At 54.8% G+C, this 25,631-nt stretch carries 24 protein-coding genes, 7 tRNA genes and 1 rRNA gene; 29 read left to right on the top strand and 3 right to left on the bottom strand.

Features of this window, described 5'->3' with window-relative positions; all coding sequences use genetic code 11:
- From ACSEXW_RS23280 to ACSEXW_RS23165, 24 genes are all read left to right on the top strand, one after another.
- Positions 1-212, top strand: a 23S ribosomal RNA gene (locus ACSEXW_RS23280); the annotation flags it as partial.
- 71 nt (positions 213-283) lie between these two features.
- Positions 284-356: transfer RNA gene (locus tag ACSEXW_RS23275), tRNA-Ala, on the top strand.
- A 10-nt stretch (positions 357-366) separates the two neighbouring features.
- Positions 367-441 (top strand) — tRNA-Glu (locus ACSEXW_RS23270).
- Between the two features lie 9 nt (positions 442-450).
- Positions 451-523, top strand: a tRNA-Val gene (locus ACSEXW_RS23265).
- A gap of 35 nt (positions 524-558) precedes the next feature.
- Positions 559-635: transfer RNA gene (locus tag ACSEXW_RS23260), tRNA-Asp, on the top strand.
- An 8-nt stretch (positions 636-643) separates the two neighbouring features.
- Positions 644-727 (top strand) — tRNA-Leu (locus ACSEXW_RS23255).
- A gap of 205 nt (positions 728-932) precedes the next feature.
- Complete coding sequence (locus ACSEXW_RS23250; RefSeq protein WP_438448578.1) at positions 933-2,819, top strand: DUF2207 domain-containing protein; 1,887 nt, start codon at positions 933-935, stop codon at positions 2,817-2,819.
- Complete coding sequence (locus tag ACSEXW_RS23245; protein ID WP_438448577.1) at positions 2,770-3,453, top strand: hypothetical protein; 684 nt, start codon at positions 2,770-2,772, stop codon at positions 3,451-3,453. Before ACSEXW_RS23250 ends, ACSEXW_RS23245 begins: the two co-directional genes overlap by 50 nt.
- A 13-nt stretch (positions 3,454-3,466) precedes the next feature.
- Positions 3,467-4,006, top strand: coding sequence for a hypothetical protein (locus ACSEXW_RS23240; protein WP_438448576.1), 540 nt, complete (start codon positions 3,467-3,469; stop codon positions 4,004-4,006).
- 112 nt (positions 4,007-4,118) lie between these two features.
- Positions 4,119-5,810, top strand: coding sequence for a tetratricopeptide repeat protein (locus ACSEXW_RS23235; protein WP_438448575.1), 1,692 nt, complete (start codon positions 4,119-4,121; stop codon positions 5,808-5,810).
- A gap of 3 nt (positions 5,811-5,813) precedes the next feature.
- Positions 5,814-6,380: a hypothetical protein gene (locus tag ACSEXW_RS23230; RefSeq protein ID WP_438448574.1), complete on the top strand. Its 567-nt coding sequence runs from the start codon at positions 5,814-5,816 to the stop codon at positions 6,378-6,380.
- Between the two features lie 25 nt (positions 6,381-6,405).
- Entirely contained in the window at positions 6,406-7,200 is a 795-nt protein-coding gene (locus ACSEXW_RS23225) for a hypothetical protein (protein ID WP_438448573.1), read from the top strand.
- 335 nt (positions 7,201-7,535) lie between these two features.
- Entirely contained in the window at positions 7,536-8,663 is a 1,128-nt protein-coding gene (locus ACSEXW_RS23220; RefSeq protein ID WP_438448572.1) for a tetratricopeptide repeat protein, read from the top strand.
- 74 nt (positions 8,664-8,737) lie between these two features.
- On the top strand, positions 8,738-10,192 hold the full coding sequence (locus tag ACSEXW_RS23215) for an Imm5 family immunity protein (protein WP_438448571.1): 1,455 nt from the start codon (positions 8,738-8,740) through the stop codon (positions 10,190-10,192).
- Between the two features lie 121 nt (positions 10,193-10,313).
- Entirely contained in the window at positions 10,314-10,571 is a 258-nt protein-coding gene (locus ACSEXW_RS23210; RefSeq protein WP_438448570.1) for a hypothetical protein, read from the top strand.
- A 30-nt stretch (positions 10,572-10,601) separates the two neighbouring features.
- Positions 10,602-11,228: a hypothetical protein gene (locus ACSEXW_RS23205; RefSeq protein ID WP_438448569.1), complete on the top strand. Its 627-nt coding sequence runs from the start codon at positions 10,602-10,604 to the stop codon at positions 11,226-11,228.
- Positions 11,221-12,510 (top strand): hypothetical protein, encoded by a 1,290-nt coding sequence (locus tag ACSEXW_RS23200; RefSeq protein WP_438448568.1) that lies wholly within the window; start codon positions 11,221-11,223, stop codon positions 12,508-12,510. The genes ACSEXW_RS23205 and ACSEXW_RS23200 overlap by 8 nt, the downstream gene beginning before the upstream one ends.
- Positions 12,511-12,545: 35 nt before the next feature.
- The gene (locus ACSEXW_RS23195; RefSeq protein ID WP_438448567.1) at positions 12,546-13,787 is read left to right on the top strand and encodes a hypothetical protein; all 1,242 of its coding nucleotides are present in this window, start codon (positions 12,546-12,548) and stop codon (positions 13,785-13,787) included.
- Between the two features lie 77 nt (positions 13,788-13,864).
- The gene (locus ACSEXW_RS23190; RefSeq protein WP_438448566.1) at positions 13,865-14,575 is read left to right on the top strand and encodes a DUF4253 domain-containing protein; all 711 of its coding nucleotides are present in this window, start codon (positions 13,865-13,867) and stop codon (positions 14,573-14,575) included.
- A 34-nt stretch (positions 14,576-14,609) separates the two neighbouring features.
- Positions 14,610-15,596 carry an ankyrin repeat domain-containing protein gene (locus tag ACSEXW_RS23185; RefSeq protein WP_438448565.1) on the top strand — a complete coding sequence of 329 codons (987 nt, stop codon included), beginning with the start codon at positions 14,610-14,612 and terminating at the stop codon, positions 15,594-15,596.
- 301 nt (positions 15,597-15,897) lie between these two features.
- Entirely contained in the window at positions 15,898-16,818 is a 921-nt protein-coding gene (locus ACSEXW_RS23180; protein ID WP_438448564.1) for a hypothetical protein, read from the top strand.
- Between the two features lie 66 nt (positions 16,819-16,884).
- Positions 16,885-16,959 (top strand) — tRNA-Gly (locus tag ACSEXW_RS23175).
- A gap of 6 nt (positions 16,960-16,965) precedes the next feature.
- Positions 16,966-17,042: transfer RNA gene (locus ACSEXW_RS23170), tRNA-Arg, on the top strand.
- Between the two features lie 368 nt (positions 17,043-17,410).
- On the top strand, positions 17,411-18,955 hold the full coding sequence (locus tag ACSEXW_RS23165; RefSeq protein WP_438448563.1) for an extracellular solute-binding protein: 1,545 nt from the start codon (positions 17,411-17,413) through the stop codon (positions 18,953-18,955).
- A 155-nt stretch (positions 18,956-19,110) separates the two neighbouring features.
- Here the strand turns inward: ACSEXW_RS23165 and ACSEXW_RS23160 are convergent, their stop codons facing one another.
- Positions 19,111-19,299, bottom strand: a complete 189-nt coding sequence (locus tag ACSEXW_RS23160; protein WP_438448562.1) for a hypothetical protein — start codon at positions 19,297-19,299, stop codon at positions 19,111-19,113.
- A gap of 180 nt (positions 19,300-19,479) precedes the next feature.
- Here ACSEXW_RS23160 and ACSEXW_RS23155 point away from each other — a divergent pair, with 180 nt between their 5' ends.
- Positions 19,480-19,614, top strand: coding sequence for a hypothetical protein (locus tag ACSEXW_RS23155; RefSeq protein ID WP_438448561.1), 135 nt, complete (start codon positions 19,480-19,482; stop codon positions 19,612-19,614).
- A 107-nt stretch (positions 19,615-19,721) separates the two neighbouring features.
- Here the strand turns inward: ACSEXW_RS23155 and ACSEXW_RS23150 are convergent, their stop codons facing one another.
- Positions 19,722-20,798, bottom strand: coding sequence for a lactonase family protein (locus tag ACSEXW_RS23150; RefSeq protein ID WP_438448560.1), 1,077 nt, complete (start codon positions 20,796-20,798; stop codon positions 19,722-19,724).
- A 196-nt stretch (positions 20,799-20,994) separates the two neighbouring features.
- Between ACSEXW_RS23150 and ACSEXW_RS23145 the strand changes: the two genes are divergently transcribed.
- Positions 20,995-21,921, top strand: coding sequence for an NAD-dependent epimerase/dehydratase family protein (locus ACSEXW_RS23145; protein ID WP_438448559.1), 927 nt, complete (start codon positions 20,995-20,997; stop codon positions 21,919-21,921).
- Complete coding sequence (locus tag ACSEXW_RS23140; protein ID WP_438448558.1) at positions 21,921-22,700, top strand: endo alpha-1,4 polygalactosaminidase; 780 nt, start codon at positions 21,921-21,923, stop codon at positions 22,698-22,700. The genes ACSEXW_RS23145 and ACSEXW_RS23140 overlap by 1 nt, the downstream gene beginning before the upstream one ends.
- 48 nt (positions 22,701-22,748) lie before the next feature.
- On the opposite strand, the gene ACSEXW_RS23135 is transcribed toward ACSEXW_RS23140, so the two are convergent.
- Entirely contained in the window at positions 22,749-24,275 is a 1,527-nt protein-coding gene (locus ACSEXW_RS23135) for a hypothetical protein (protein WP_438448557.1), read from the bottom strand.
- A 196-nt stretch (positions 24,276-24,471) separates the two neighbouring features.
- On the opposite strand from ACSEXW_RS23135, the gene ACSEXW_RS23130 reads away from it, so the two are divergent.
- Complete coding sequence (locus ACSEXW_RS23130; RefSeq protein ID WP_438448556.1) at positions 24,472-24,906, top strand: hypothetical protein; 435 nt, start codon at positions 24,472-24,474, stop codon at positions 24,904-24,906.
- Entirely contained in the window at positions 24,887-25,561 is a 675-nt protein-coding gene (locus ACSEXW_RS23125; protein WP_438448555.1) for a hypothetical protein, read from the top strand. Before ACSEXW_RS23130 ends, ACSEXW_RS23125 begins: the two co-directional genes overlap by 20 nt.
- Positions 25,562-25,631 lie beyond the last annotated feature (70 nt).

Below are 25,631 nucleotides of genomic sequence, written 5' to 3'. Positions count from 1 at the left end.
CCGCTGGTGTACCAGTTGTTCCGCCAGGAGCATAGCTGGGTAGCCAAGTACGGACGGGATAAGCGCTGAAAGCATCTAAGCGTGAAGCCCCCCTCAAGATGAGATTTCCCAGTATGTAAGACCCCTTGAAGACGACGAGGTGGATAGGCTGGGGGTGGAAGCGTGGCAACACGTGGAGCTGACCAGTACTAATCGGTCGAGGGCTTATCCATTGGTTTTCGGAAGTTTCGCATCCGGTTTTCAGGGAACAAGATCCCGAAACCCCGTAAGGGGATTTTTGTATGGGGCCTTAGCTCAGCTGGGAGAGCGCATCGCTGGCAGCGATGAGGTCAGGGGTTCGATCCCCCTAGGCTCCATAAGTATGATGGCCCGTTGGTCAAGGGGTTAAGACACCTCCCTTTCACGGAGGTAACAGGGGTTCGAATCCCCTACGGGTCACCACCTATACTTGAACGCATAGCTCAGCTGGGAGAGCACTACCTTGACAGGGTAGGGGTCGGCGGTTCGATCCCGTCTGCGTTCATCCTTCACCACCTTGAGGTGAAGATTTCCCATTGCGGAGCCGTGGTGTAGAGGCCTAACATGCCTGCCTGTCACGCAGGAGACCGCGGGTTCGAATCCCGTCGGCTCCGCCATTAAATATGCGGTCGTGGCGGAATTGGCAGACGCGCTAGATTCAGGTTCTAGTGGTGTAACAGCCGTGGAGGTTCGAGTCCTCTCGACCGCACTAACCAAAAACAGCAGGTTCATCAAGAGCTCTAGTAGCTCAAGATGAACCTGCTGTTTTTTGCTGTTTTTAGCGATGGATTACCTGTACCTTGAAAATGTCGTTTATGTACAATACAAAACGCCGGATTTTATGCATAGTAATGTGAAAGCTGATTCTATAGCGGGATAAGACGCATTGTGGTTTGTGGAGAAAGGAGATCGTTATGGCTATCAAGAGAGGTATCGCGCTCCTTCTTCTGATCCTTCTGTGGCTGACGGGACAAGGAAAGGTAAAAGCGGAGGATTATGCGGTACAGCTTGATTACAACGGATATAGAATAACGGGTTATCAGATTGAGACGATTGTAAATAAGGACGCCTCCATAGATGTAACGGAGCGGATAACAGCCGATTTTGTTCAGCCCAAACATGGCATTTACAGAGAGGTTCCCTTGACTGGCAGCATGGTGCTGGAGTATGAAAACGCGAGAACACAACTGCGTTATTTGGCGAAGGTTACGGAGATTGCAGTAAAAGACCCTGCGTCATCAGCCGAAATTCCTTACCGGAAAGCTTGGGTTGGCCAGTCTCTTCGGATTCAAATCGGGGACTCCAACCGAACGTATACCGGATCGAAAACGTATGAGCTTCAGTATCATTATGCCCTCCAGACTAGTAAAGGTATTCCGTTGAACGGATTGAGCTATAATCTCATCGGGACAGGGTGGGATACTTCCATTAGCCACATTCAATTTGCTATCCGACTGCCAGAGGATACGGTTCCCAATCGAATCGCGATCTCCTCTGGTGCGGTAGGCAGCAAGTATACGCCGAATATGGAATACTCCGTTCAAGACGGCTTGATTACCGGTGTTGTCAATGAGATCTTGGACCCGGGAGACGGGTTAACGCTGATGATGGAGCTGTCCGAAAATGCACTTCAGCCACCAAAGGCTGCTTCAGGCTATATCGAAATGCTAGCCTTCACGGTCCTGGCCGGTGTAAGCGTGGCATTCTGGCTGATCTATGGACGCAGACGGCGGAGTTCGTCACAGATGGCGGGTATGGATCCTATTCGGCTCAACCCGGCTGCGATGAGCTATGTTATGCACGGCAGCGCGAGCTCCCAATCGTTATCCGCTATGATCCTCTATTGGGCGGACCTGGGTTATCTGAAGGTAATGGATGAGGGGAAGCAGGTCCTGCGTCTCGTCAAGCTGCGGGAGCCGGATGAATCGCTTCAACCCTATGATCGGAAGATGCTAGAGCGGCTGTTCAATGGCAAGGAGAGTGTAACGGCCGCTGAGCTGGGAGACGATTTTTATAAAGCATTCCGTGATTGGAAGGAAGGAATTGCGCGGGATTTTCAGACTCCCGAGCGGTTGATATACGAGAGATCCCCGCTCTATGCCCTGGCGGGAGGAGCGATTTTCTCCGCTTCGATCATTACTGTTCTCGCTTGTCAGGCGATGGCTTTTTTCTGCGTTGACCTTGCTGACGTTCTATTAATCCTTATTACAGGCATCCTGACATGGTTTATGGTGTTGCTGGGTTCCTTGCTTCTGATCTATTTCGCGGATCGGTTAAGCATTCGAATGCCTCTGGGGTTCATTGTGTGCGGAACCGTCTTCGGGCTGTTCCTGTGGTGGTTTGCCAACCTTACCGGTGATATGATGCTGAACCCTTGGTTATATGGGGCGGGCAGTGTCGCGGCAGGGGTCTGCGCGCTGGCGGGCGCCTTCTCGAAGAGGCGTACGGAATACGGTTCACGGCTGCTCAAGCAGGTGCTGAATTATAAGACTGAACTTCAACAGATGTACGGGTCGAAAAATTCAGAACAACCGCAGGATGAGGGGGCTTGCTACAAGGACCTGCCGTATGTTTTTCTGTTCGGATTAACTTCAAAATGGACGGCTTCACTCCAACGCTTTACCGGTGCTAAACCTCCGGAGTGGTATCAGGCCCAGCCGGGCAGCGGCTTCGAGCCTGTACAATATGCCGCGTATTTGAACAAGTCCATGGGCAGCTTCGAAAGCTCATCTTCCGGAGGAGATTCCTCCGGTGGCGGTTCGGGAAGCGGTGCTGGAGGTGGAGGCGGCGGAAGCTGGTGAAAGACTCTGGAGCATTCATTTATTTGAGGAGGACATGACAATGGCAAAAAGAACAATGGGAACGGCCACTGAAGCGAGAAGTTGGGTGAATAAGTCGACTATATCCGATTGGAAAAAGGATGCTCTTATTTCCTTCATACGACATTATCCAAACTTGATGTTTCATAAAAAGTCGCGGCCCGATACGGATCCGGAATGGCTGCGGGAGTTGGGTGAAGTGTTCCTGGGGGTCTATTCCGAAGAGCTGCTCTGGTGGTATCGGTTCAGCCGCTTCGACCATTCGGAATATGATGACTACCGATTTCAGGATAGCTTTTACGGGAATCAAGGCTTTGCCCGGGATTTAGGTGAATATGAGGAGATCACAATGGGGGGAGCTCCCCTACTGATCATTGCCTGCGTTCTGGAAACTCTCGAATCCGTGCTGGCGGTGAAAGCCGATGACAGCGGGGATCTTGGAATCTATGATTTCAACTATATGGATGTTCGCAGAGATGGAGATGCCGCGGGTAGGGGAACCATCGATTCGGCCTTAGCCCGTCTTGCCTTTCCCTCCTATTGCGAAATGCTGAGCCGCGTGTGTGCCATCCAATTTTCCGACGATACGGTTGTCGAGGCGGAAGCGGAATCGTAAGGAGGCTGCAAGCATGCATACTGAGCCGTACCTTTGGATCGATACGGCGGAGATGATAATCCGGCTGACCGACATCCGCCTCGATGGAGTATTGAAGGACGGAACCTATGAATTATTTCTGGAGGAGCAGTGGATACCGGTTTATGTGAGTATTCCGAGGGTGAATACCAGCAGCAAGCCGATGCGGGTTATGGAGATATCCTCGGCGGATACACGTCTGGGAAGCCTGCTTCGGGTGTATAGACGGGTAACCGATGAAAGTGATGATCTTCTCTTACGAGGTCCGGCAGGCGAGGTACATTCGGTTGGTTACAGCGGATATGGATTAAGAGACTATCTGCACGTATCAGGCAGGTTCCTGCGCGACAAAACGGAGGGCAGCTTTCCTTTTTTATGCCAACTGTCGGCTCTATGCAGCATGGAAGGCACAGCCGGAGAAATGGAGAGGCAGGGAAACAGGATGCTATACATCAAGGACCTTACTTTTCGGGAAACAACCAAGCTGCTTCAAGCTCTTGCGGAACGGGAAGTGTTGTTGGAAGAGATCCTATAAGACGATGAGGAAGAATATGATTTTCCGAATGATGCTTCGGACATTTACATGGAAAGAGGCATTGAACTTATGCAGATCATGAACGGTATGGGCTGTGGGAGGATGGAGCAGTATGGGATCGCCAGAAATCGATGAGCTTCGAAAGGAATATTACAAGCTGGGCATGGAAGCTATGGAACAAAATAAGGTCCAAAAGGCTTTCGGCTTGTTCACCATGGCGGCGGAAAAGGAGCCGGTATGGCCAGAAGCTATATTCCGCCGGGCCCATATGGCTTATCTGAAGGGGGATAAATGGGGTGCCGCGGAATATGCGGTACAAGCGCTGGAGCTGGAACCGTCCTTGTCCGATCTGTTTGCCCCGGAAGGGTTCACGAAGGCGTTCGTTCTGTCCCAATTGAATTCACTGGCCTGCCGCAGAATCGAGGCCAAGCATCATTCCGCTGCCCTGGCCTATCTGGAAACGGCCCTAAAGCTGGATCCGGGCTATCCTATGGCGCTACTAACCATGGCGGAGACGTATGTGAGTATGGGGGATTATCACATTGCGATGGACTGGCTGGAAAAAGCTGAACTCGCGGCGCCGGGTACTGCCGGAGAGATGGACGAGTATAGCTGTTATGCACCATTGCGTCCCTATATCCGCTACGGGAACATAACCGGGAAGGAAAGGGTCTATCCGTCAGAGGCCATAGAATGGCTGCGGAACGGGCAGAGCCTGATGGAGCAGGGGAACAATAAAAGGGCTGTGGAGGCATTCGACAATGCCCTGAAGCTGGCCGTGGATTGGCCGGAGGCGTTATTTCTCCGTGGAATGGCCAAATATCTGGCCGGGCCGAACACAGGAATCGTGGCAGATTTGCTGCTCCAGGCAGATAGTGTGGATGATCTGGCCAAAGCGGTGGATTTCAATCCGGAGGTGATCACCCTCTCCCGGGGCAAACTCTCCGTTGATAGTATCGCCAGTGCCCTGAATAGCCGGGTGTGCGACGAGGCGATTCCGCAGCAGCAGTGGCAGCGTGGGATAGCGGATCTGAAGCTGTGCATGCGGATCCATCCTGCCTATGTGTACCCTTATCTGACGATGGCAGAGCTGTACGTGGCCGCCCATAATCCCGACGAAGCCATCCATTGGCTGCAGCAGGCTCTTGCCGTGGATCCGATGGTAAAGGACAAAGTGGATACCTATTCGTGTTATGCGCCGCTGCGGGACCATCCGGTTTATCGGGAGCTGTTCGTCCGGGAGATGGAGCCGCCCAAAAGCTACTACCATCTGCATATGTTTGTGGAACCGGGAGGGATGCGAGAATATTTCCAGATGGTATCCGGTTCTGCCGGACATATCCGGGAGATGATCATAGCCAGAATCAAATCCGGATTTGGTCTATACGCCCTGCTTTCCTACGGACAGACGATCCGTGTGCAACGTTTTGCTATCGGCATTCTTGAAACGGAAGTGGATATTCTTCCCTTTCTTCGGATTACAGTGCCGAATGAGCTGACTGCTTCTTTTACCGAAGAGGGACATCCTGTCATTCGAAACATGGAGGGAAATCCGATCCCCGAGGGGGATTTGGCGGGGCTGCTTTTTGATTACATTGCGTATGAAGAAGAAGCCGAGACGGTAATTCTGGGAGATTGGGAGACCAGGCTTGGAGCGCTTACAGGAGATGTGGTTTCCGAACAAGAGGAATTTATGAACGGAGAAGGAACCGTATTTAAGGCGGATATGGTATACGAAGAGGAATCCGGAGAGGAGTTTCTATTAGCGGACTTTCTGATGATGGCCAAGGAAGGGCAGGGCTAATTTGTGAGCTGGGATGCGGTGTTCTATGCGCTGAATTGGCAGAATCGAAACCGGATGAGCCGCGATTTCTGGGAGCAATGTCTGGATCTTGACGGGAACCTACGCCCGGAACACAGCGAATGGATCAGGGAAATCACCGGTTTAAGAGATAGTCTGGACAACTGGAAAGCAGCCCAGGAGGCCAACGAGCTCTATGAGCATATCAGAGGCAGGCTGTCCGTGTCAGTCAGAACGGCTGCGGATACCCTTTTCAGTGAGTTATTCGGCTTGCCCTTCTGCGCCTATTGGAAGGATTACGAGGAGAGAGCGCACCCGGAGCGGGAATGGCTGGCAGAAGTGGATTGCAGCGGCTGCATCAGTCCGGAACGGATAGAGGAATTGCTAGCGTTGTGGACGCCAGAGCTGGCTAAGGAATTGGAGGAAGCTTATCCGCCGGAGGAGGAATGGCGATGCTTCGTTGCCTATTTCCGGACTGCCGAGGATCTGATGTGGTACTTCCGGGCCTGGATGGAGCTGCTCCGGAGTGTTCATCACATGGGGAACTGGGGACTCCTCTGGATGGTGGGATAGAACCGATGATGAAAGGACGGATCGGATGCGGTTGGTTGCGCTGCAAATTGAAGCTGGATGGGACGTGGAATGGAACCGGTTGTACGAAGCTCAGGATGCACCAGGGTCCCATTCGGAGGAGGCGGAACGGGAGAAAGAAGGGATAGAGGAAGGCGGCACCTGCGTACTTCTTATGAGCCGCCGTTATTCTGATCCGGACAGAACGCAGTATATTCTGAATACGGACCGGATGGGAAGAGAAGCAGGGGAAGAAAGGTACCGTCTGCGTGTCGGCATCAACGGTATGGACCACTTGCTGCTGGACTGTGAGCTCCAAGGATTAGAGGCGCTGAAGGAAAAGCTGAATGCAACCCTGACGATTCTGTCGTCTCAAAGTGTAAGCGATCCGGAGAGAGCCCAAGCCGCGTTATCCGAAGAGCCGAATCCTGCCTGGATGCGTTATCCCAAGATGCCGTTCGTTGTGCTGTCCAACTGGCAGGTGATCTGCAATTCGTTATGCGATGTGGACTTTGGGAGTCCGTCCGCAAAGAACTGGATGTTCGGAACAGACCTTGTGTTCCTGACTACCCAAAGGGCTAATGCCGAGGGGGACCGGTATATCCTGTCCCTGGATTGGCTGCCGAATTACGATGAGGCCGGGAGTTACCGCCTTCAGGTTGTGGTCAACGATTACAATGACGAAGTACTCCACACCGTATCCAGCCGGAGCCGGACAGAGATGACAGCACTTCTTGCACGTTATCAGGACATCATCAATCGCTTCTGTACGAGAGCGGACATGAAGATGAACCTGGAAAGGGTAACGGGACGAGATGAATAATGCAGATCCATTCCAACGGATGCCGCTTGCCATACCCGCAGGCTGGAAGGTCGTGTGGCATACCTGGTGTCCCGTTTCGGTCGAAGATTCTGGAGGCGGCCAGATACAGGTTTGGATGGATTCATTTGAAGGTTAGCGCCCATTCACAGCCAGCACCCGGATTTTTCTTGGAAATCAGAAGCGACGATGATCCGACATTCCATAAAGAAATCTGGATTGGAGACGAAACCAAGGCCATATCAGTACTGGAGAAATGGCTGGAGCAGGCTCCGTTCTATATCCTCGGGCAGTTGGCAGACGGCTGAGCCCAAGCCGGTATAAGAAAGGGGAGACCCATGTACGACAGGCTGCAAGCGAATACGGTTTCTTGGTCAGATGCAGAGAAAAAGCTGCTCTGCGCATATTTGGAACACATGGAGCCGCGTGAAACGATAGAGAAAGCGGATTCGGACCGGTCCCCGACAGGGGAGGACTGGTTCGATTGGGCCGAAGAGCTTGTTGAAGATGAGCCCCGGCGGGCTTTTTTCGGATACGTCCAAGCGGCATTGCTTGGCAGCCCCATGGGAGTGACGGAGGTTGGGATCTGCCTGTTGAAGGGTAGAGGCGTGGAACAGGAGCCGAAGGCTGCTGTCCGCTGGTTGGCGAAGATGGCGGAGCGGGGCGACAGCCGCGCACAGAGCTATCTCGGTTGGTGCTATGCTGTTGGCAAGGGAGTGGAGAAGGACGATCATCAAGCTGCTTATTGGCATCTTATGGCGGCACAGCAGGGGATTGCCTCCGACCAGTTCAACTACGCCAACTGTCTGTTGGCAGGGCGCGGCGTGGAGAAGAACCCTAGGCAGGCGGTGGAGTGGTGCTTGAAGGCAGCAGAGCAGGGATTAGCACCCGCCCAATTTCTGGCGGGGTCCTGCTATGATCTGGGCTGTGGCGTAGCTGTGAATAAAGCGGAAGCCGTGCGGTGGTATACCCTTGCATCCGTACAAGGACACGGGGATGCCCAGGATGCTCTCGGGCTGCATCTGGAGCTGGGAAGCGGCGTTGCCGCGGATATGAATCAGGCTGCCTATTGGTTCCGGAAGTCGGCTGAACAGGGAAATTCGGAAGCGCAGTTTCACCTCGGCATGTGCTGTCAGTATGGGAAAGGAATGCCGGCAGATGTCCAAGAAGCCGCCTATTGGTATGGAAAATCAGCAGAGCAGGGCTATGCCAGCGCCCAGAGCAACCTAGGTGTGCTCTACGAGACCGGCCAGGGCGTAGCGCAATCCTACGAAGAGGCATATCGGTGGTATGCCGAGTCCGCTGCCCAGGGGGATCCGGATGGCCTCTATAACCTGGGCCTCTGTTATGAATATGGTAAGGGGACGGAGCCTAATCTTGCCAAAGCCATGGACATGTACGAACGGGCCGCAGCGGCAGGACATGAGGGCGCCAGGAGGAATCTGGGCCGATGGGGGAAGGGCTGAGTGTGGGCTTATGGTGAACCTACAGGATCGAGGAAGGGATGAACGGGAAGGTCAAGCCTGAAGGAGGCGGCTGAATGAAGCCTATTCACGGAGAAGGGGAGAACGAGTCCGGTACAGTTGAAGGCTCAGGAAGTGTTTTCGCCATCGGCGGCGGGTTTGGAATCAGGATTGTGCCGAAGGCCAGGGAGGAGGAGTTGGGAAATTGGATTCACGACCCGGATTGGGATAGCAGCACAGAATCGCGAAGGGAGCATGCTTCTTACGACGGTGTAAATGTCAGCCTGGATTGCTCCGAAATGATGCGAACACAATATGGAACCGATCATGTGAGCCCTTCCTGGCTGCTGGCCCGTCTCTGGCAGTTGACAAGGGGACGGATTCTGGATGCTCTCGTGAACATGGATGAGATGGGGGAAGGCTTCGGCGACGGTGGCGGATATGACGGATTTCTGTTGGTGGAGAAAGAGAATCGGGCTGTTGCCGTCCTTGCCTTCTCTGGAACTGCGGAGCCGGCGAATATTATGCTGGATATCCGGCAGCACTCGGCTTCATTAACGGAGGACCAGTTGGAGCAGATCTACCTGACCATTGCCCGTTGGCTGCTACACGAGCCTGTGGAAATCGCTACATGCAAAATCACCGTACAAGACCCGGAGCTCAACCGTTTCCCATGGGAGTACGGATGGGACGGAACCGGATTCCTAAGATGGAGTCAGGACGCAGTGCTTGCTTGGTATGGCAGGGAAGGACGAGAGGAGCTGGGGAAGCGGGTAGAGGAAGCGCTGCAGCAGCTGGAGTCGCACCCTCTTCATCATCTTGAGCGCAGGGAACGGGAAGCGGTCTGCCGCTCCTTGTCCCGTTATATCCGCATCTTCCGAACGTTTGCCATCTCCCGGGGCGTGTTCCGGATGAGAATGGAATTAGCCGTCATGTCCCGCGCGGCAGATATCTGGAGGAGCACGTGGAAAGAGGAGTCCAGGATTCCTGCTATCCTGGCCGAATGCAGGGCCTTGGTCTATGCGCAATCTTCCGGTGAACGGGAGAGGATAATGAGCGGTTCGGAAGAGGATTGGGCCTTTGTCAAAGGGTGGATGGAGAATACCAGCATCCGGGATATGAAGCATACCACTCATCGTTTCAGCGCCTCCCTTGCCGGTATGTGCGTGATGCAGGGTATGGTGCATATGGGGTGGGAATTGGAGCGGTACCAGGAAGCGGCTGAGAAATGGAAGCAGCTTCGGAATGATCATCCCAATTACACGCCGGAAGATACGCAACACATCCATGATGAAATGGCGAAATTTGTCTCGGAACAGGATCTTGCGGAGATGGAAGAAGATTCTTGGGGAGAAACGGCCGAAGCCGATGATCCCGAGGACTTTTACCGGGAGGATATGCACTTCTATGCAGCCTGCGCGTATGCGGGAGGGCTGCCTTACCGGATGGAAGGATGGGAGGTCGGAGATCCGCAACGGTTCCGGGAGTTCTGGCGATGGTGGCTGCTGGAGGCGATTCCGACAAATTTGTGATCCCACAGGAACGAGGATGAATGTGATGAACACCCCAAAGCAAGCAAATCAGCCAGACTGTGACTGCCGTACGTGCACGGGCATACACACCTTCCGCTACGGACCGGGAGACTGCGAGGCGTTGGTACAATGCCAGCATTGCGGGCAAATCTACTATTCGCTGATGGTGGAGCGGATGTCCCTCGATAGGGAGGATGATCTGGAGGTGTTCCAGATTCCGGTAACGGAGGAGGAGAGCCTGCGTCTGCAGGAAGAAAACTCGAATCAGCCGGACTTGACCTTCCTGAACGGAAGGAAGGCCAAGGCGTTATTCCCGGGGGGCTCGGTTACTGAGATTCAGGCGGAAGCCGCCCTTAAGCGGTGCGGCAGGTTCGAGTGAAGGCTTGATGATTAGGAGATGAACTGCCTGATGAATGTTTTTTTCTATTATGAGTTAAGCGGCGCTGACGGCTCACGGATCCAGCCGGTGCTGCTGCGGTGCGGCAAACCAGCGGTCTCGGGGGCCAGCCAGACCGAGCAAGAGGTGGCGGAGCTTGCGCTGGAATGGTCCCGGCATACATTGCTGCACCATGCGTTGGAAGAGACCGGGTATTCCCGCTTCCGGTTGGTAGGATGCTGCGAGCTGCCTCCCGAAGGAGACGAATTGTACGCGGAACGGGGCGGCTTCTCTCTTGCCTTCTGGTATGCGGAGAGCGGATATGGAAGGCCCTGGATCGTGATTGCCCAGGCGGAGACGGCAGAGGAGTTCTTCCGGATTGTGGAAGAGGACGACGATATACGAAGCATGAAGCCGCTGTCCCCGCCGCAGAAGGTGACGGCGCTATTCTATACGGAACAAGATCTGGGAGGGCACGGAGAGGACTTCTGGCATAAGGCGATCGGCAGCCATGACCTGCTCCAGGCTTCCCCTCAAGCGCGGATGAAGTACCGGCTTCTATCGGCTGTGTTGGAGGAAGGACGGTTCTTCGATGAGAACGAGATGACCGCGCTGCTCCAAAGTATTCGTAATGTGGAGGATGATAGCAATCATGAATGAAGCGATAGAGTTTATAAGGGAGTTCATAGACAAGGAATACGAAGCGTTTCAGGCCTGTTACAGAGAACGGGACGAGGAAGTCTTCGAGGAAGCGCAAACGGCGGTTGACCGGATGTATGCCTCCGGATTACGCACCATGGTTCAGCGTGGGATGGAGCCGGAAGAAGAATGGTTTGCGAACGGGGAGAATTCCCTGAGTACCATTAAGAAGCGGGTGCTGTTTCAGGTGAAGGAATACGAACACCCGGAATTCGGCTCCTTATACGGCTGTTACCTGAGCCATCCAATCGGCTGGGTGGTGACCAAGAACGGGGGGAAGACGACAAAGTGGGACAATTCCTTCTCCTGCATCCAATATGTGGCGAAGCTTCCCAACAGGACAACTGGCGCTATGAAATTCCGCATTATTGCCGAGTATACCTGGACCAGCAAGAAATATCTCAATGGCAGCAAAGCGTTGGAGCCCTTCGGTCCGTTGAAGGCCATTACCCAGCTCCAGCCGCCGGAGGATCAGGAAGACAGGATTCAATACGAAGAGGACAGCAAGCTTGCAGCCCAGTTAGCGGCGGCTTCAGGCCAAGCGGGAACAGCGGAAACCGAACAGGAAACAGCACAGGAAACAGCACCAGTAGGGGCAGCAGGGGAAAGTCAGGAGGAAGCAATCAAGCGTGTTCCGGTCCTGCAGGCGGACAATCCGGATCAGGCAGAGTTCATCCGTGTTTTCGGCCCGCTGGAGGAGAAGGCCTTATGGGGAGGCGAGGATTACGAGGCCGTCTTGAAGCTTCTGGGCGGGAGGTTCTATACCCACGGCTTCTTCCCTGACGGTACCGATCCGTACCAGAAAGGGCTGCCGTGGAAGGAGATCCGGGAAGCCATGGAATTCCTTCACGAGGTTGTCGGGATCTTGAATGAGGGCGGGTGTACCTCCCTGAACTCGGCCGGAGACCGGAGGTACTATCCTTTCCTGTGCTGGGATGAGAAAATGGCCTATTTGCCCAGCTTCGTGACGAAAATCCCAAATCGTATGGATAGTCGATCCCTCTCCCTGATGGACCGGAGCTGCCTGTTCTGGGGCAAGGGACGGGAAGCGGAGCTGAAGGAATACTTGGATATGAAAACCATCAAGGCCTTCAAACAAGCCGGTAAGCGGATGAAGGAAAGGTTAAAGGACCGGGGCGAATTTGCAATTGTGACGGCTCCCTACCGGGGAGAATACCCTGTTTTCCTGGGCGGCAAGTTTGTTCCGGGGCTGTTTGCAGGCGTCTTCACCACCAGAGTGTAACGCGGGAGCAACTTATTGCATTTGGAGGGGAACAGATGATGGTGAACAATTGGATCATGGAACCCTGGAATGGCATGTTACCTGAGCCGGAAGCAGTCGAATTCATCCAAAGCTTCCTGCAAACCCAGTACCGGGTAACAATGGCAAAGGCAAGAGAGGATCTGGATCAAGCGGCCTTTGAAGGAGAAGTTCGTCAACTGGACGGATTTTACCGGGAAGGCCTGAAATCCGGATTTGTCCGAGGCAAACAGCCTGGAGACGATGGCTTTGCCGAATTTGCGGAACAATTTCACATTAAAGCGGAACGAACCTGTTTTTTGATCCGGGCCTACGAGCATGCGAAGCTTGGCAGGGTCTATCGTTTCTATACCGGAACCGACCGAAAAAAAGGGAAGCAATATTACTTGAGTTACTACTGTGCCAACCTCGGAGACGGCTTCCGGATTGTCGGGGAATATCTCATCAATAGCGCCCACACTGCGTGGGAGCGTCAGCAGGGAGAAAAGTGGGCGGATGGAGCGTTTGCTTTCACTGCGGTATGGCGGTTTCACGAGCCGGAAAACGAAAAAGACAAGGAGGATTACATCAGCGACGCGGGCAGGGATCTGAAAGCAAACAAGACCCCGCTCCCGATGACGGTTTCCCCCAAAAGAAACAGTGAGCCGGAAACGAAAGAAATGGCGGATTTCATCCGGCGGTTCGGGCCGATTCAGGAGGATGCGAGAGCCCAGTCTATTCTCCAGAGTGAGGGGCTGGAATTGTTGGGAGGGAGCATCTACACGAGCGGCTTCTTCCGCAACGGACACTCTCCTGCAGATACAGGTCTGCCATGGGCCCAATTGGCGGAAGCCACTGGGTTTGCCGTTGAGCTTGCAGGCATTCTGCAGGCCGGCGGCTGCACGGCACCGGACTCTGAGGGGGACAGTCCCTATGTGCCCTTCGTTTACTGTGGCGAAATGCTGCTGGACGGGCTGCCGGACTTCGCGGCCAAGGACGACGTTCCTGCAGGTGCCAGTGTCGTGTATGACACGGTGGAAGAGCGGGCCTGCATGTTCTGGCCGGACGAACTGGAGGAGGAGATCCGGGAGATGCTGGATCAGGGGGATAACCTTCAGAGCGGTCAGGCCTATCGGGATGCGGACCATCTCATGCGCCGTAAACTGACCCGTACGGTTGTCTTTCAGATTGAACGAGGCGTGAACATTCCCTGGGTTATCGGCGGAACCTTCTGTCCCGGCATCTTCGCGGGCGTCGTTACTCTCTGCATTCGTACGTAAGCAGGAGAGGGAGGAAGCATATGAATGAAAACGTGTTGGCTCGATGCGGGGATTCGGAGCTGGGGCAGGCCGTTGCGTTGGATATCCGGCAAGGAACCACAGCGAATACGGAATTCCACCTCAAGCTCGGCGTGAAGGTGCCGGTTCAAAAAGAGCGGGAGCTGTTTTCTTCCGTCGTGGCAGCCGGGCGGCAGGATCTGTTGAAGCTTCTGCTGGAGGGGCTGATGGTGCAAGCTGCGTTGCAGGAAGGCTTGGCGGAACCCTGGAAGCATTCTGGCGGGGCAAACGAACCCATTCCTGATGCAACGAAAGGGAGCTTGAAAAGGCCCGGCAAGGGGCAGGCAGCGGTCTACGAAGTGGTCTGCTATGGAGGCTTGTGGTGCAGCAATCTGATTCCCGGTTTGAGGGAATGGCTGAAGCCTCTTGGGTTTCAGGTTTATATGAGGGACGGGAAGACGAATAGTGGAGAGGTCATCTGCTTTTTTCATGGGACTGAGCCTGGGGACATATTGTGGTATTATGAAACGGCCTCTCCCTACTATGAGCTGACGCCGGCAGATATAAGCCAACAGACGGAACGCTGGAGCCAACGATACGGAACGGAGATAGCTGGTGCGGGAAAAAACTGGATTCATCTATTTTTTCCTGAGTTACCTTCAGAACGGGATACCTTCAGGCGGGAAGCAACGGAATTTTGTCCTGAACTGGCACTGGTTCCGGATTGGGAACGAGCCTGGATCCATAATCCGGAGCGTAAGGGCTGTTATCTACTTCTGCATTGGAGATAGGGATGGGGTGTTGCAGTTGGAGGCTACATATACCATGTACATGTGGGATAAGATGGGATGCAGGGTTTTTCCCATGTGGATGGAGCGTGTCTTCGCCGTCCGGCGGAAATCCGAAGGATGGAAGACTCGTCATGGAACCCTGGAAGAAGCCATTACAAAAGGTGACTACCGTGCCATCCGGGAGCTGGTAAGCTCTGGCTCGTATTCCGTGGAGACGCTGCTGTCCACAGGGATTACGCCGCTGTTACATGCCTTGCAGATGGGAGACAGGGAGTTGGCGAGGCTGCTTCTTTCGTTAGGGGCCAGAGTGCTTGAAGGAAATCCACCGGAGCAGAATCCGTTGGCCATGGCGCTGCAATCCGGTGATGCTCAACAGGTCATACAGCTTCTGGAGGCTGTAGCCACCGATACTGCATTGGCACTGGGGATGATTCCCAGTACCTTCGGATTGGGCGAATGGGACTGGATGTGGGAAGGCGGGTTGTTTTTCCTTTATCATCATAATCGGAAGGCAGAGCCAATCTTGGTTGGAAATCAGGATAAGTTAGGCGCCATGAGGATTTCTTTCTGTGCAGGCGTGAGTGATGAGAAGGATTCGTGGAGCATGTATCTCACCGAGCTGCGCCGGATTCTCTCGCCCTACGGTTTCCAGATCTGGGGTGAATTCGACGGTTGGGATCTGGAGAATGAAAGGAACGAAACAGTGGAGATGCGGAAGCTCACTTTTTTTCACAGTGAGGATAAATGGCTGGCTTTTGAACTCACCTGCATCGATGAAGACCGCATGCCCATATATAGGAGAGCGTTGCTGGAGTGGGATGAACGATATGGGATTATCTTTGAAGAATTGGATGTTGACCGCTGTTATCTGAGCTTCCTGGAGCTCCCCGAGAACCGGGAGGAATTCTGGGAAGAGGCCTTTCGGATTTTTCCGAAGACCGATGATCTGGACTCTGGGGATGCGGACAGACGACGTAAGAGGTTCATTAGCAGCGGTTATTTGGAGCTATTGTTGATCTAGAGGGAGGTGATCGGGACGGCTTTACGGAAAATACGAAGCTTACGGAGAACGGCTTTGAAATCAGGCAGCTTATGGATGGCGAGGCGATTCGCTTCTATAAAGAAGGGGCTCACGCAGTGGAGACGACCGTTCTGGATCTTGCTCAAGAGCCGGTGGAATATGATATCCCGGCAAGACATCCTGAAGGCGTATGACCGGCTGGAGCGGGATGGGACGGTTATCCGAGAAATTCGGCGCCAATAGTTGAAGGGCAGGGGAAGAATGACTGACAGCGGCTTATGAAAAAGGAGGGGATACCGGGATGGCCTATTATCCAACGGCAAAGAGTTACATAGCCGCGGTACTAAAGGCTTCGCGGGACGAGGACGCCTACGGCGATGGGGAGCGCAATGCACTCCGGGGCGCATATTATACGCTGCTCATGCAGAATGGCCGTGTGCTTGAACATCAGAAGCGGGTTGGCCATCATCGGGCTGATGTGAAGCTGGAGCAGCAGCGCTACACCGTATACGTGGGTGCAGCGCCTGATGGCGGCATGACAGTGGAGGTGGAGCACCACCCCCATAACTGGACCAATGAGTATTATATGTCAGGCGACCGTCCCATCCGCAAAGTATTGAAGCCGGAGGGCGGTTATGACGTATGGAAGTACGATTGGAATACTGGCCAGTTCGTGCCGGGCAGTGAGTATGGGCCGGCGCTGTTCTTCAGCCGCGATGTGGAAGAAATCGGCGAAGACACCTTCCTCGCGGAAGTGGAGGCGCTTAGGCAAAAAGTGGGAGCGTCAGAGCAGTGGCGCGATGTTGAACCGGAAACGGCGGACCTGCTGGTGGAGCTGTATGCTCTTGCTCGAAGCTCCTCCGGAGAGGAACGCTATTCCTTGAACAGGCGGACGTTCGCCCTGTTCGAGGCCGTGTGCAGGAGACATTGCCAGCCTTATCCTGAGTCTCCCCGGGTGATGGAGGCGATGAACCGGATCTGGTCCCTCAAGGGGAATGCCGCTGATTATCCACTGCCTGTACCGGCAGCGCCGTTCATGTTCCATGACGAACTGACCGATACCATCAAAGACCGGGTGCACAACCGTTTCCCAGAAGATGGAGCCCGGAGCCTCTGTCTCCTGTATGTACTCTGGGAGCAGATCGGAGAGCAATTGGATCAAGCCGATGGGATGAATCCGGCTGAGCCGTTGATTGCATATGTCGAAAGCAGGCACGTCTAGATGAATTGTAGAATGAGGTTGCATCCTGTCGATGCTTATGATATATTATAACTCGCCCCAACAAATGCGGACGTGGCTCAGTGGTAGAGCATCGCCTTGCCAAGGCGAGGGTCGAGGGTTCGAATCCCTTCGTCCGCTCCATATATTGCACCCTTAGCTCAGCTGGATAGAGCGTTTGACTACGAATCAAAAGGCCGGGAGTTCGAATCTCTCAGGGTGCGCCATACTTCAATCACTAGGCCGTTCGCTGTAGATCTCTGCGCGGACGGCTTTTTTGTACCGTTAATCATCCTTCCTTCGGTTGGATATAGAGCGGCAGATTGGAGCATGCTATATACATAGGCACCACCTGTAATTGAATGTACCCCTCGAGGTCTGACTGCAAGGATAATCACTTGCGTTAACCGGATAATCATTGGCTCAGATTACGGGGAAAACGCTTGCTGTAAGCGGTTTTCCGACAGTCTGGACCCGAGACGTGATGTAGGGATTGTTTACGATACGACATGAAATCCCTTACATTACGAGTGTGACGAAAGAGAGCAACACGACATCAAAGAGAATTGCCTAAACGCCTGAAGGAGGTCAAACCATGAATTCAATCTTAAAAGAAAGAACCAAGTGGGTAAGTGTTCTGTGCGCCGTGTCTCTGGTCGCGGTTATGGCAGGTTGCGGTAAGGATAATTCCGCATCGCCGGAAGCAAGTAAGTCCCCCGGAGCAGCAGCAACATCCAAACCGGTGGAGAAGCTGAAGAAGCTAACCATGATGGCATCGCTGAAGACAACCGAGGTTCCTTCCGATAAAGTAGAGAAGCTTCTGGAGCAGAAGACCGGAACTGAGGTAGAGATTACCTGGGTACCGGACGGCTCTTACGATGAGAAGTTCCAAGCTGCGTTCGCAACAGGCGGACTGCCGCAAGCCTCTTACATCAAGAACCAGGCTTCCTTCATGCTGCTTCGCGACTCCATCAAGAACGGACAGTTCTGGGAAGTCGGACCGTACCTGAAGGATTATCCGAACCTGGCTAAGCTGAACAAGGACATTCTGAAGAACACTTCGGTGGACGGCAAGATCTACAGCCTCTATCAAGAGAGACCGCTGACCCGCCAAGGCATCATCTACCGGAAGGACTGGGCCGACAAGCTGGGCTTGGCTGCTCCCCAAACCGCGGATGACATCTACAATATGCTGAAGAAATTCAAGGAAGCCGACCCTGCAGGCGGCGGTAAGACACTGGGCCTGGCAGACCGTAACGACCTGGTCTACGGCGCATTCAAGACTTTGAGCCCGCTGTTCGGAACTCCGAACAACTGGGGTGTTGTGAACGGCCAGATCGTTCCTGAGTTCATGACTCAGGGCTACAAGGATACCATGAAGTTCATGAAGAAGCTCCGTGACGAAGGCTTGATCAACCAAGATTTCCCGGTAACCTCCAAGACCGACCAACAGAACTTCATGTACACCGGCAAAGCGGGCATGTACATCGGCTCCATGCCGGACGTATTGACCATGCAGGACAAAACCAGCAAGAACGTCAAAGAAGCACAGTACGACGTTACGAACGTGCTGAAGGGCAAGGACGGCAAGCAAGTAACTTGGGCTCTGCCTGGCTACGGCACGCTGGTTATGTTCCCGAAAACCGCAGTTAAGAACGAGGCTGAGCTGAAATCCATCCTGGCCTTCTTCGATCAACTGTGGAGCCCGGAGCTGGCTAACCTGATGAAGTACGGCATCGAGAACGAGCACTACAGCTTGAAGGACGGCAAAGTCCTGCCGGTTACCGACGAGAAGCTGAAGGAAAAGGACGTCAAAGCTTATCAGGCGATCGGCTTGGCGGATACTACCAATATGCTGCCTTCCATCTACACGCTTCCGGCTGCTGAGAAGGCCGACAAGCTGTCCCAGGAAGCCATTCCGTTCGGTGTTCAAGACCCGACTCTGCCGCTGGACTCCAAGACTTACAACGAGAAGGGCGCGCGCCTGTACGAAGGCATCAAGGACGCTACCTACAAGTTTATGCTGGGCAACATTGACGAGAAGGGCTTCGACGCTGCCGTTAAGAAGTGGCAAGACGAGGGCGGCACGAAGATCATGGAAGAATACACCGCTGGCTACAAAGCACAAGGCGGCAAATAATACGAGTTCTACCCAGACTGCCGGTTTCGACCGGCAGTCTGTTTTTTATGTGACCGGTTCGGAAGAAAAGAAAATAACCGCCCGTTACCGGGCGGTTAGGGCTTGCCGCACATGGCATATCCGAAGAGGACCTACCGCGGGCAAGGGGGGTGGGCTTATATGTAACCAAGCTCCTCTTCCTTCAACCCGCATTTTTTTGCGAGCGTCGGCCAACGGGACATAAACATGCTCTCCCACTTGTTCTCCGGGAGTGCATTGACCCAATCCGCAATTTGATTCAAGCCCATTTCCTCCAGCTTTGCCATGACGCAAGCCCGATCGGTTTGTTGCAAAGTTGCCAGCACTTCACCTTCACCTCTTCTTCGAGATTCAATATCCAACAAAACAACTATATGCAGCAGGTCGGAACTGTGTGACAAAAATTTTAAAAAAATATTCGACAAATCGTATCATTTTGTGTAAAATAAGCTCAACAGATACGATTTGTATCTCATGAGCCGTTTTGCTAAAGGAGAGGACACAAAATGGAGCAATTTTACTGTATAGGCTGCAAAAGCCACATTCTTCGGAAGGATGCCAAGCTGGTCATGAAGACGGGCTTCTACAAGTCCCTGCCGCTTGGAGTCTGCAACTGCTGCAGCTGCAAGGTGCTTCCGTAAGCCAAGAGCCGTCGCCGGCGACCGATGCATCTAACTTGATCCGATAAAATAAAGCCTGTAGATCCCGCCTTCACAATCAGAAGGGGTCTGCAGGCTTTTTCTTTTTGTTACGGCTGGTTCATAAACTGAATACAAACGGGCTTCGAGACGGTAAGCGTCACACCATTGTGCTCCAGCTTGCCGGTGGCTGAGTCGCGGCGGAAGGTGACGATGTTATCGCCGTCCCGGTTGGCCACCAGGAGGAACCGTCCGTCCGGCGATAAGCTGAAATTGCGGGGGTGTCCGCCCAATGTAGAAACATGCTCGACCAAGCTTAACCGTCCGGTGCCCTCTTCAACGGAAAAGACGGCAATGCTGTCATGACCCCGGTTGGATCCGTACAGGAAGCGGCCGTCCGGGGATAGATGGATGTCGGCGCATGCATTCTCCCCCACATAACCGTCAGGCAGGGTGGAGACGGTGTGGATCTCGGTCAGACGTCCCTGCTCGGCATCGTAAGCGAAGGCGGTAATGGTGAAGTTCAGCTCGTTGATCACGTAGCCGAAGGCGCCCGAGGGATGGAAGGCGAAATGCCGGGGCCCCGCCCCGGGCTGGACCGATGCTTCGCTATGGACCTCCAAGCGGTGCTGACCGGCATCCAGACGGTATACGATCAATTTGTCCAGTCCCAGATCACAGACGATGACGAATCGGTTGGCCGGGTCCACCCATGCCGAGTGGGCTCGGGCTTGGTCCTGGACCGGCAGGATACTGGAGCCATGATGTTGGATGACTTGGGAGGAGGAACCTACCTGTCCGTCCTCTTCGACAGGATTCAACCCGAGCAGACCGGCGTGATAGCTGGAGACGATGAGATTCCTCCGGGTCCGATCCAGCTCGATATGACAGGTCGGAGCATCCGTGGTGGCGGACCGGTTCAACGGCTTCAGGCGTCCCTCGGAGACGTCGATATTGAAGGAAGCGGCACCGCCGATCCGCTGCCCGGAACCGTTCGTTTCCTCGTAGATGGCATAGAGCTTCTCCTTCCGGCCGTCCACGGCAAGGAAGGTAGGATTCTTAAGTCCGGTAGCTTGATCAAGGATACGAAGTCCGCCTGTGGAAGGATCGAAGGCGCACATGTATACGCCGGGTTCCGAGGACTCGCAGTAAGAGCCCAAAAAAACGAGTTCTAATGATGGTACCATACCTGCCATAGCCATCCCCTTTCTTTTCCATGATTAACAGTATACCCGCATAAGATAGAATAGCAAATGACAAATTGTATCGGTAATTACCTAATGCATATTGTACAGATACAAATTGTAACATATAATACAGGAAAGAAATGGCGTCAGGGACTTTAGTCTTGGACCGAATCTCCGGCAGGCAGGAGGAAAGCACTTGAACATACTCGTTACAGGCGGTGCAGGCTTTATTGCATCTCATATCGTGGATTCTCTAATAGAGGCTGGGCATGCGGTTTCCGTCATGGACGATCTGAGCACGGGAAGCCGGGCGAATCTGAATGGCAGTGCCCGATTTTTTGAAGGGGATCTTACGGTTGCGGATCTTGCCTCCCTCTTCACGGAGGTCCGGCCCGAGGTGGTCATCCACCATGCCGCGCAGATTGATGTTCAGGCCTCGATCCGGAATCCTGAGCGGGATGCAGCGGTCAATATCGTGGGGACGATCCGGCTGTTGGAGCAGTGCGCGGCATTCGGGGTGAGGAAGCTTCTGTATGCCTCCTCGGCAGCCGTCTATGGCGTACCGGAAACGAGCATCATTAAGGAAACCCATCCGCTCAGGCCCATCTCCTGCTACGGTCTCTCCAAGCTGACGCCGGAGCGGTACATCGAATTGTTCTCCACGCTATACGGTCTGGATTATACCATCCTCCGTTATGCCAACGTGTACGGAACCCGGCAGGACCCGAAGGGGGAAGGGGGAGTCGTGTCCGTCTTCCTGCAGCAGCTCTTAACCGGTAAACATCCGGTCATCTTCGGTACGGGAGAGCAGACCCGGGATTTCATCTATGTCAAAGATATTGCCGCGGCGAATCTGGCGGCCCTGCAGCGGGGCTCCGCCGGAATCTTCAACATCGGAAGCAGCCGCCCCACCACGGTCAACGAGCTGCTGCGCCGCATGTGCGAGCTGATGGGCCAGCCATATGTTCCGGTATATGGGCCTGCCCGTCCGGGTGACATCCTGCACAGCCGGCTGGATAATCAGGCGGCCCTGGACCACCTGCATTGGGCTCCCCGTTATGATCTCGACGCCGGATTAATGGAAACGTTGGACTACTACTCTAGACAAAGGAAGCTGGCCTGATGATCCGGAATCTGAAATCCCGCACGCGCAGAGAATGCTTGGATCAAGTGAGAACGTTCACCGTCTATTACGGTATAGGGGATTACGAGCGGTTAAGGGCGTACGATATGGTGATTCTCGAGCCGGCCGGACATACCCGGGAAGGCCTCTCCCGCCTGAAGGCTTCCGGTACCTTGGTCATCGCCTATGTAAGCTTCATGGAGCTTCGTCCGGAGGAGCAGAACCGGTACGGGCTTCGGGAAGAGGATTGGCTTCAAGTGAATGGGGCTCCCGTCCGGAATGAAGCATTCCATACGAGATTGGTGGATCTGCGCTCCCGCCGATGGGCCGGACTGCTGCTGGAACGCATCCGCCAGCTGCTGACGGTGGAAGGCTACGACGGAGTGTTCATCGATACGGTAGGAAATGTGGAGTGGCCCTCTCTGCCGGAGGAGGTCAGGAAGAGCCAGGCACTGGCTGCGGTAGGACTTATCAAGACGGCCAGGGGCTTGTTCCGCGATCATCTGCTCATTCAGAACAACGGAGTGTCGGAGCTGATCTTCCATACCGCGGATTGGATCGATGCCGTCACCTGGGAGAACCCGCTGTTTACCGGCCCACATCTGGAATGGGCGGAGAAGGTGGCAAGCCGTCTGCGTCGTCTCTCGGGCTGCAGGAAATTCCGGACCCTTCTCCTGTATGAGGACCGGCCGGGCACGGCCGAATCCATGCGGCATGCCATGCAGCACGTATGGAGGAATGACTGGCTCATGGCCCGCTGTTCTCCGAATTATCTCTAATAAGCAGCTTTCCCAAAAATGATAGACCGGCCTCCTGATGAGGCCGGTCTATTCTTCATTCCAGGGAGTCAGCTCATAGAGGGATAACGGATTGCCGGAATCGATGCCGTATAGCCGCACATACACGGCTCCCTCCGGCACCCGGACGGTGTAGGCATCCTTGACGCCGGAGAGGGGAAGCGAGCCGGCGGCGATGGGACGGAATTCACCGTCCAAGTATTCGAGCCGGACAAGCGTCTCCTCTCCGGACAGGGTTCCGAGCAGGAAGCGGACCATCTGGCCGCCGCGGGCTCCGATATCCGACAACCGGTAGGTTGCGAAGCCATGGGCCGACAGGATGTTGGCGGACGTACTGTCCCGCTGATCCATCGCTTCGTTATAGCGGGATCCGTCCAGCATGAGCAGGGACCGGCCGGACACCTCGAACAGATAGACCTGGCCGCCGGAGATGCCGTTCACCTTCAGGTGTGCGGTGCCTTGCGGAGCAGTCGTGGAATAGGCCCTCTTCGGTCCGGACAGCTCCAATCGGGAGGAGCCGATAATACGGTAGCCGGAATCCAGGTAATCCACCCGAAGGGAATAGCTGCCGCCCGTATCCGTACCGATCAGGAAGTGAAGCGGCCCGGGTTCCCGGATGCCGATATCCGCCAAGGAATAGACGAGGTAGCCCGACTCCTGCAGGATGTTCGCCGAGGTCGTATCGTTGCGGTCATAGGCCTCCATCAGATGGGTAACGGAGGATTCGGGAGCCGGTATTCCCATGTCTCCGGCCTGCACGGCATCCGGGGCTAATTCATACAGGAAAAGCGGGCTTCCTGGAATTCCGTGGATACGGATATAGTCGCTTCCGGGCGGCAGAGCTTGGCGGGATAAGCTTTTGGCACCGGATATGGTGAGCCAACTGGAGGACACGGGGGTGAACGCCCGGTCCAGATAATCGACCCGGACGGTGTAGGCTTCCCCTGTGGCGGTTCCGAGCAGGTAATTCACCTGCTGGCCGGGACGGGCGCCGATATCCGCAGCTCGGTAGGTCGCGAATCCGTTGGCGGACAAGATGTTGGCGGACGTACTGTCCCGTCTGTCCAGCGCTTCCTCGTAATGGGTGCCGTCAAGGAACAGCAGGGACCGGCCGGACAGCTCGAAGAGGTAGAGCTGAGCGCCGGAGATGCCGTTCACCTTCAGATAGGCCGCTTCACGCGGAAGTATGGCGGAGTAGGCGGCTTTCGGACCGTTAAGCTCCAGGATGGCGCTCCCGGCGGGATGAAGCGATTCATCCAGGTAGTCGAGGCGAAGCGTGTGGGTACCGCCCGTATCCGTGCCAATCAGAAGATACAGAGGGCCGGGACGCGGGATACCCAGGTCATCCAAGCGGTAGGTCAGATTACTGTCGGACGTTAAGAGATTCGCCGAGGTAATGTCGTTCCGGTCATAGGCTTCGGCAGCATGCTCCGAGCCGGGGGATTGAAGCTTGGCATCTGCCGCGGCGTAAGCCGCAGGAGCTGCTGCTGCGAGGCCGGCGCCGGCCATAATGGCGCTGAGCAGGATCGTGATTCTTCGGTTCCATCGCCGCAGCATGTTCTTCATCCCCCTTCGTTGTCCTAGGAAACGCAGTCTACTCTAGTATCAATGATACATAACGTATTGAGATAATGCTAGTCCGTTTGATGCTGCTGGATGGTTGGGAAGCGGTGCGGGGGAAGGGTCTAATTGCTGTGGAGGGGGCATACCTTGTAACGAGTCCATAACTTGTCGATTCGAGGTGGCTGGCACGATGGAAACAAGAGGATATGGCGAATGGATGGAGCCGGCAGTGGCGCAGGCCCGGGAGGAGCTCGGCCGCCTGCAGGGGGAAATTCAGGCGCTTGCGGGACTGAACCGGGGGCTGACGGAGGCGATCCGGGAGCTGGAGCTTCGGGAGCGGGAGCGCCAGGCCAAGCGCGACTATGAGGACGGAAGCGAGGAAGCCTCTGCGCTGCTCCTTAAGACGCTGTCCGGGCAGATGGAGAAGGTGGGTTCGGAGGTGGCCGAGCTGCAGGAGGAGGAACGGCGGCATGCGGAGCGGATTGCGGGGAAGAAGCAGGAGGCGGTCAGGATGAAGCGGGCGGCCAAGGAAATCCTCGAGCAATTTCGGCAGCTCCTTCAAGAACAAGAGAACAGCCAACCGATCAGCCGAAAGGAGAAGCACGATGGACAACCATGCGGATGAGCGGCATGGTTCTTGGCCGGAACCGGAGAATGGGGAGGTCTGGGAAGCGCTGCTCCAAGACTTCGGAAGCCAATACGACCGGCTGATGCACCGGATGTCGGAGGAGCGGGAGCAGAACGCCCGGCTGTCCGCCCGGCTGGCGGAGCTTCAGGAGCAGGAGAATCGGGCGGAGCCCCGGTCTGCCATACGGGAGTGGAATGTGAGGCGGGCGGAGGAGGCGGTCATGACACTGCAAAGGCTGCATGAAGAAGATCTGCGGATGCTTCAGGAGGCCTATGGGAGGAAGCGTCAGCAGAGGGCGGAGGAAATTCGGCAGTGGGACCAATACTTGGACAGGCTCCGTTCGAATCTATCCAAAGTCCTGGATCTCCTTGATAATATGTCGATAATAACACCGGAGCCATCGACAAATGAAGGTCCGGAGAGCCCTCCCTCCGAGATAAAGGAGGACACGTCTGCGTCTGGGCAGGATCTCCCCACCCGTAGTCTGAAGCTTCAATACCTGGAGGGGAAAATATGCGGCACGGCGGTCTATGATGAGGACGGGGCCTTGATCATAGCCGCAAGGGAAGCCGTTACACGGGCAGTGTTGGAGAGAGCGGAGGCAGCCAACCGGATGGGAGCCTTGATTGCAAACCTTCTAGATAAAGAATAGGTCAAAAACTTCAAGATTACATCAAACACCTTGACAAAGTAGGGCTTTCGTGAGATACATAATGTAACAT

The organism is Oryzibacillus soli, assembly GCF_051594765.1.
GTDB lineage: Bacteria > Bacillota > Bacilli > Paenibacillales > NBRC-103111 > Paenibacillus_AR.
The sequence above is the reverse complement of the archived record's forward strand: the minus strand, read 5'-3'. Positions and strand labels throughout refer to the sequence as shown.

Excerpts from the sequence above, each read along its gene's own strand:
- ACSEXW_RS23250 (WP_438448578.1), top strand. The coding sequence starts at position 933 with ATGGCTATCAAGAGAGGTATCGCGCTCCTTCTTCTGATCCTTCTGTGG.
- ACSEXW_RS23240 (WP_438448576.1), top strand. The coding sequence starts at position 3,467 with ATGCATACTGAGCCGTACCTTTGGATCGATACGGCGGAGATGATAATC.
- ACSEXW_RS23235 (WP_438448575.1), top strand. The coding sequence starts at position 4,119 with ATGGGATCGCCAGAAATCGATGAGCTTCGAAAGGAATATTACAAGCTG.
- ACSEXW_RS23225 (WP_438448573.1), top strand. The coding sequence starts at position 6,406 with ATGCGGTTGGTTGCGCTGCAAATTGAAGCTGGATGGGACGTGGAATGG.
- ACSEXW_RS23220 (WP_438448572.1), top strand. The coding sequence starts at position 7,536 with ATGTACGACAGGCTGCAAGCGAATACGGTTTCTTGGTCAGATGCAGAG.
- ACSEXW_RS23215 (WP_438448571.1), top strand. The coding sequence starts at position 8,738 with ATGAAGCCTATTCACGGAGAAGGGGAGAACGAGTCCGGTACAGTTGAA.
- ACSEXW_RS23205 (WP_438448569.1), top strand. The coding sequence starts at position 10,602 with ATGAATGTTTTTTTCTATTATGAGTTAAGCGGCGCTGACGGCTCACGG.
- ACSEXW_RS23200 (WP_438448568.1), top strand. The coding sequence starts at position 11,221 with ATGAATGAAGCGATAGAGTTTATAAGGGAGTTCATAGACAAGGAATAC.
- ACSEXW_RS23195 (WP_438448567.1), top strand. The coding sequence starts at position 12,546 with ATGATGGTGAACAATTGGATCATGGAACCCTGGAATGGCATGTTACCT.
- ACSEXW_RS23185 (WP_438448565.1), top strand. The coding sequence starts at position 14,610 with ATGTACATGTGGGATAAGATGGGATGCAGGGTTTTTCCCATGTGGATG.
- ACSEXW_RS23180 (WP_438448564.1), top strand. The coding sequence starts at position 15,898 with ATGGCCTATTATCCAACGGCAAAGAGTTACATAGCCGCGGTACTAAAG.
- ACSEXW_RS23165 (WP_438448563.1), top strand. The coding sequence starts at position 17,411 with ATGAATTCAATCTTAAAAGAAAGAACCAAGTGGGTAAGTGTTCTGTGC.
- ACSEXW_RS23155 (WP_438448561.1), top strand. The coding sequence starts at position 19,480 with ATGGAGCAATTTTACTGTATAGGCTGCAAAAGCCACATTCTTCGGAAG.
- ACSEXW_RS23150 (WP_438448560.1), bottom strand. The coding sequence starts at position 20,798 with ATGGTACCATCATTAGAACTCGTTTTTTTGGGCTCTTACTGCGAGTCC.
- ACSEXW_RS23140 (WP_438448558.1), top strand. The coding sequence starts at position 21,921 with ATGATCCGGAATCTGAAATCCCGCACGCGCAGAGAATGCTTGGATCAA.
- ACSEXW_RS23135 (WP_438448557.1), bottom strand. The coding sequence starts at position 24,275 with ATGCTGCGGCGATGGAACCGAAGAATCACGATCCTGCTCAGCGCCATT.
- ACSEXW_RS23130 (WP_438448556.1), top strand. The coding sequence starts at position 24,472 with ATGGAAACAAGAGGATATGGCGAATGGATGGAGCCGGCAGTGGCGCAG.
- ACSEXW_RS23125 (WP_438448555.1), top strand. The coding sequence starts at position 24,887 with ATGGACAACCATGCGGATGAGCGGCATGGTTCTTGGCCGGAACCGGAG.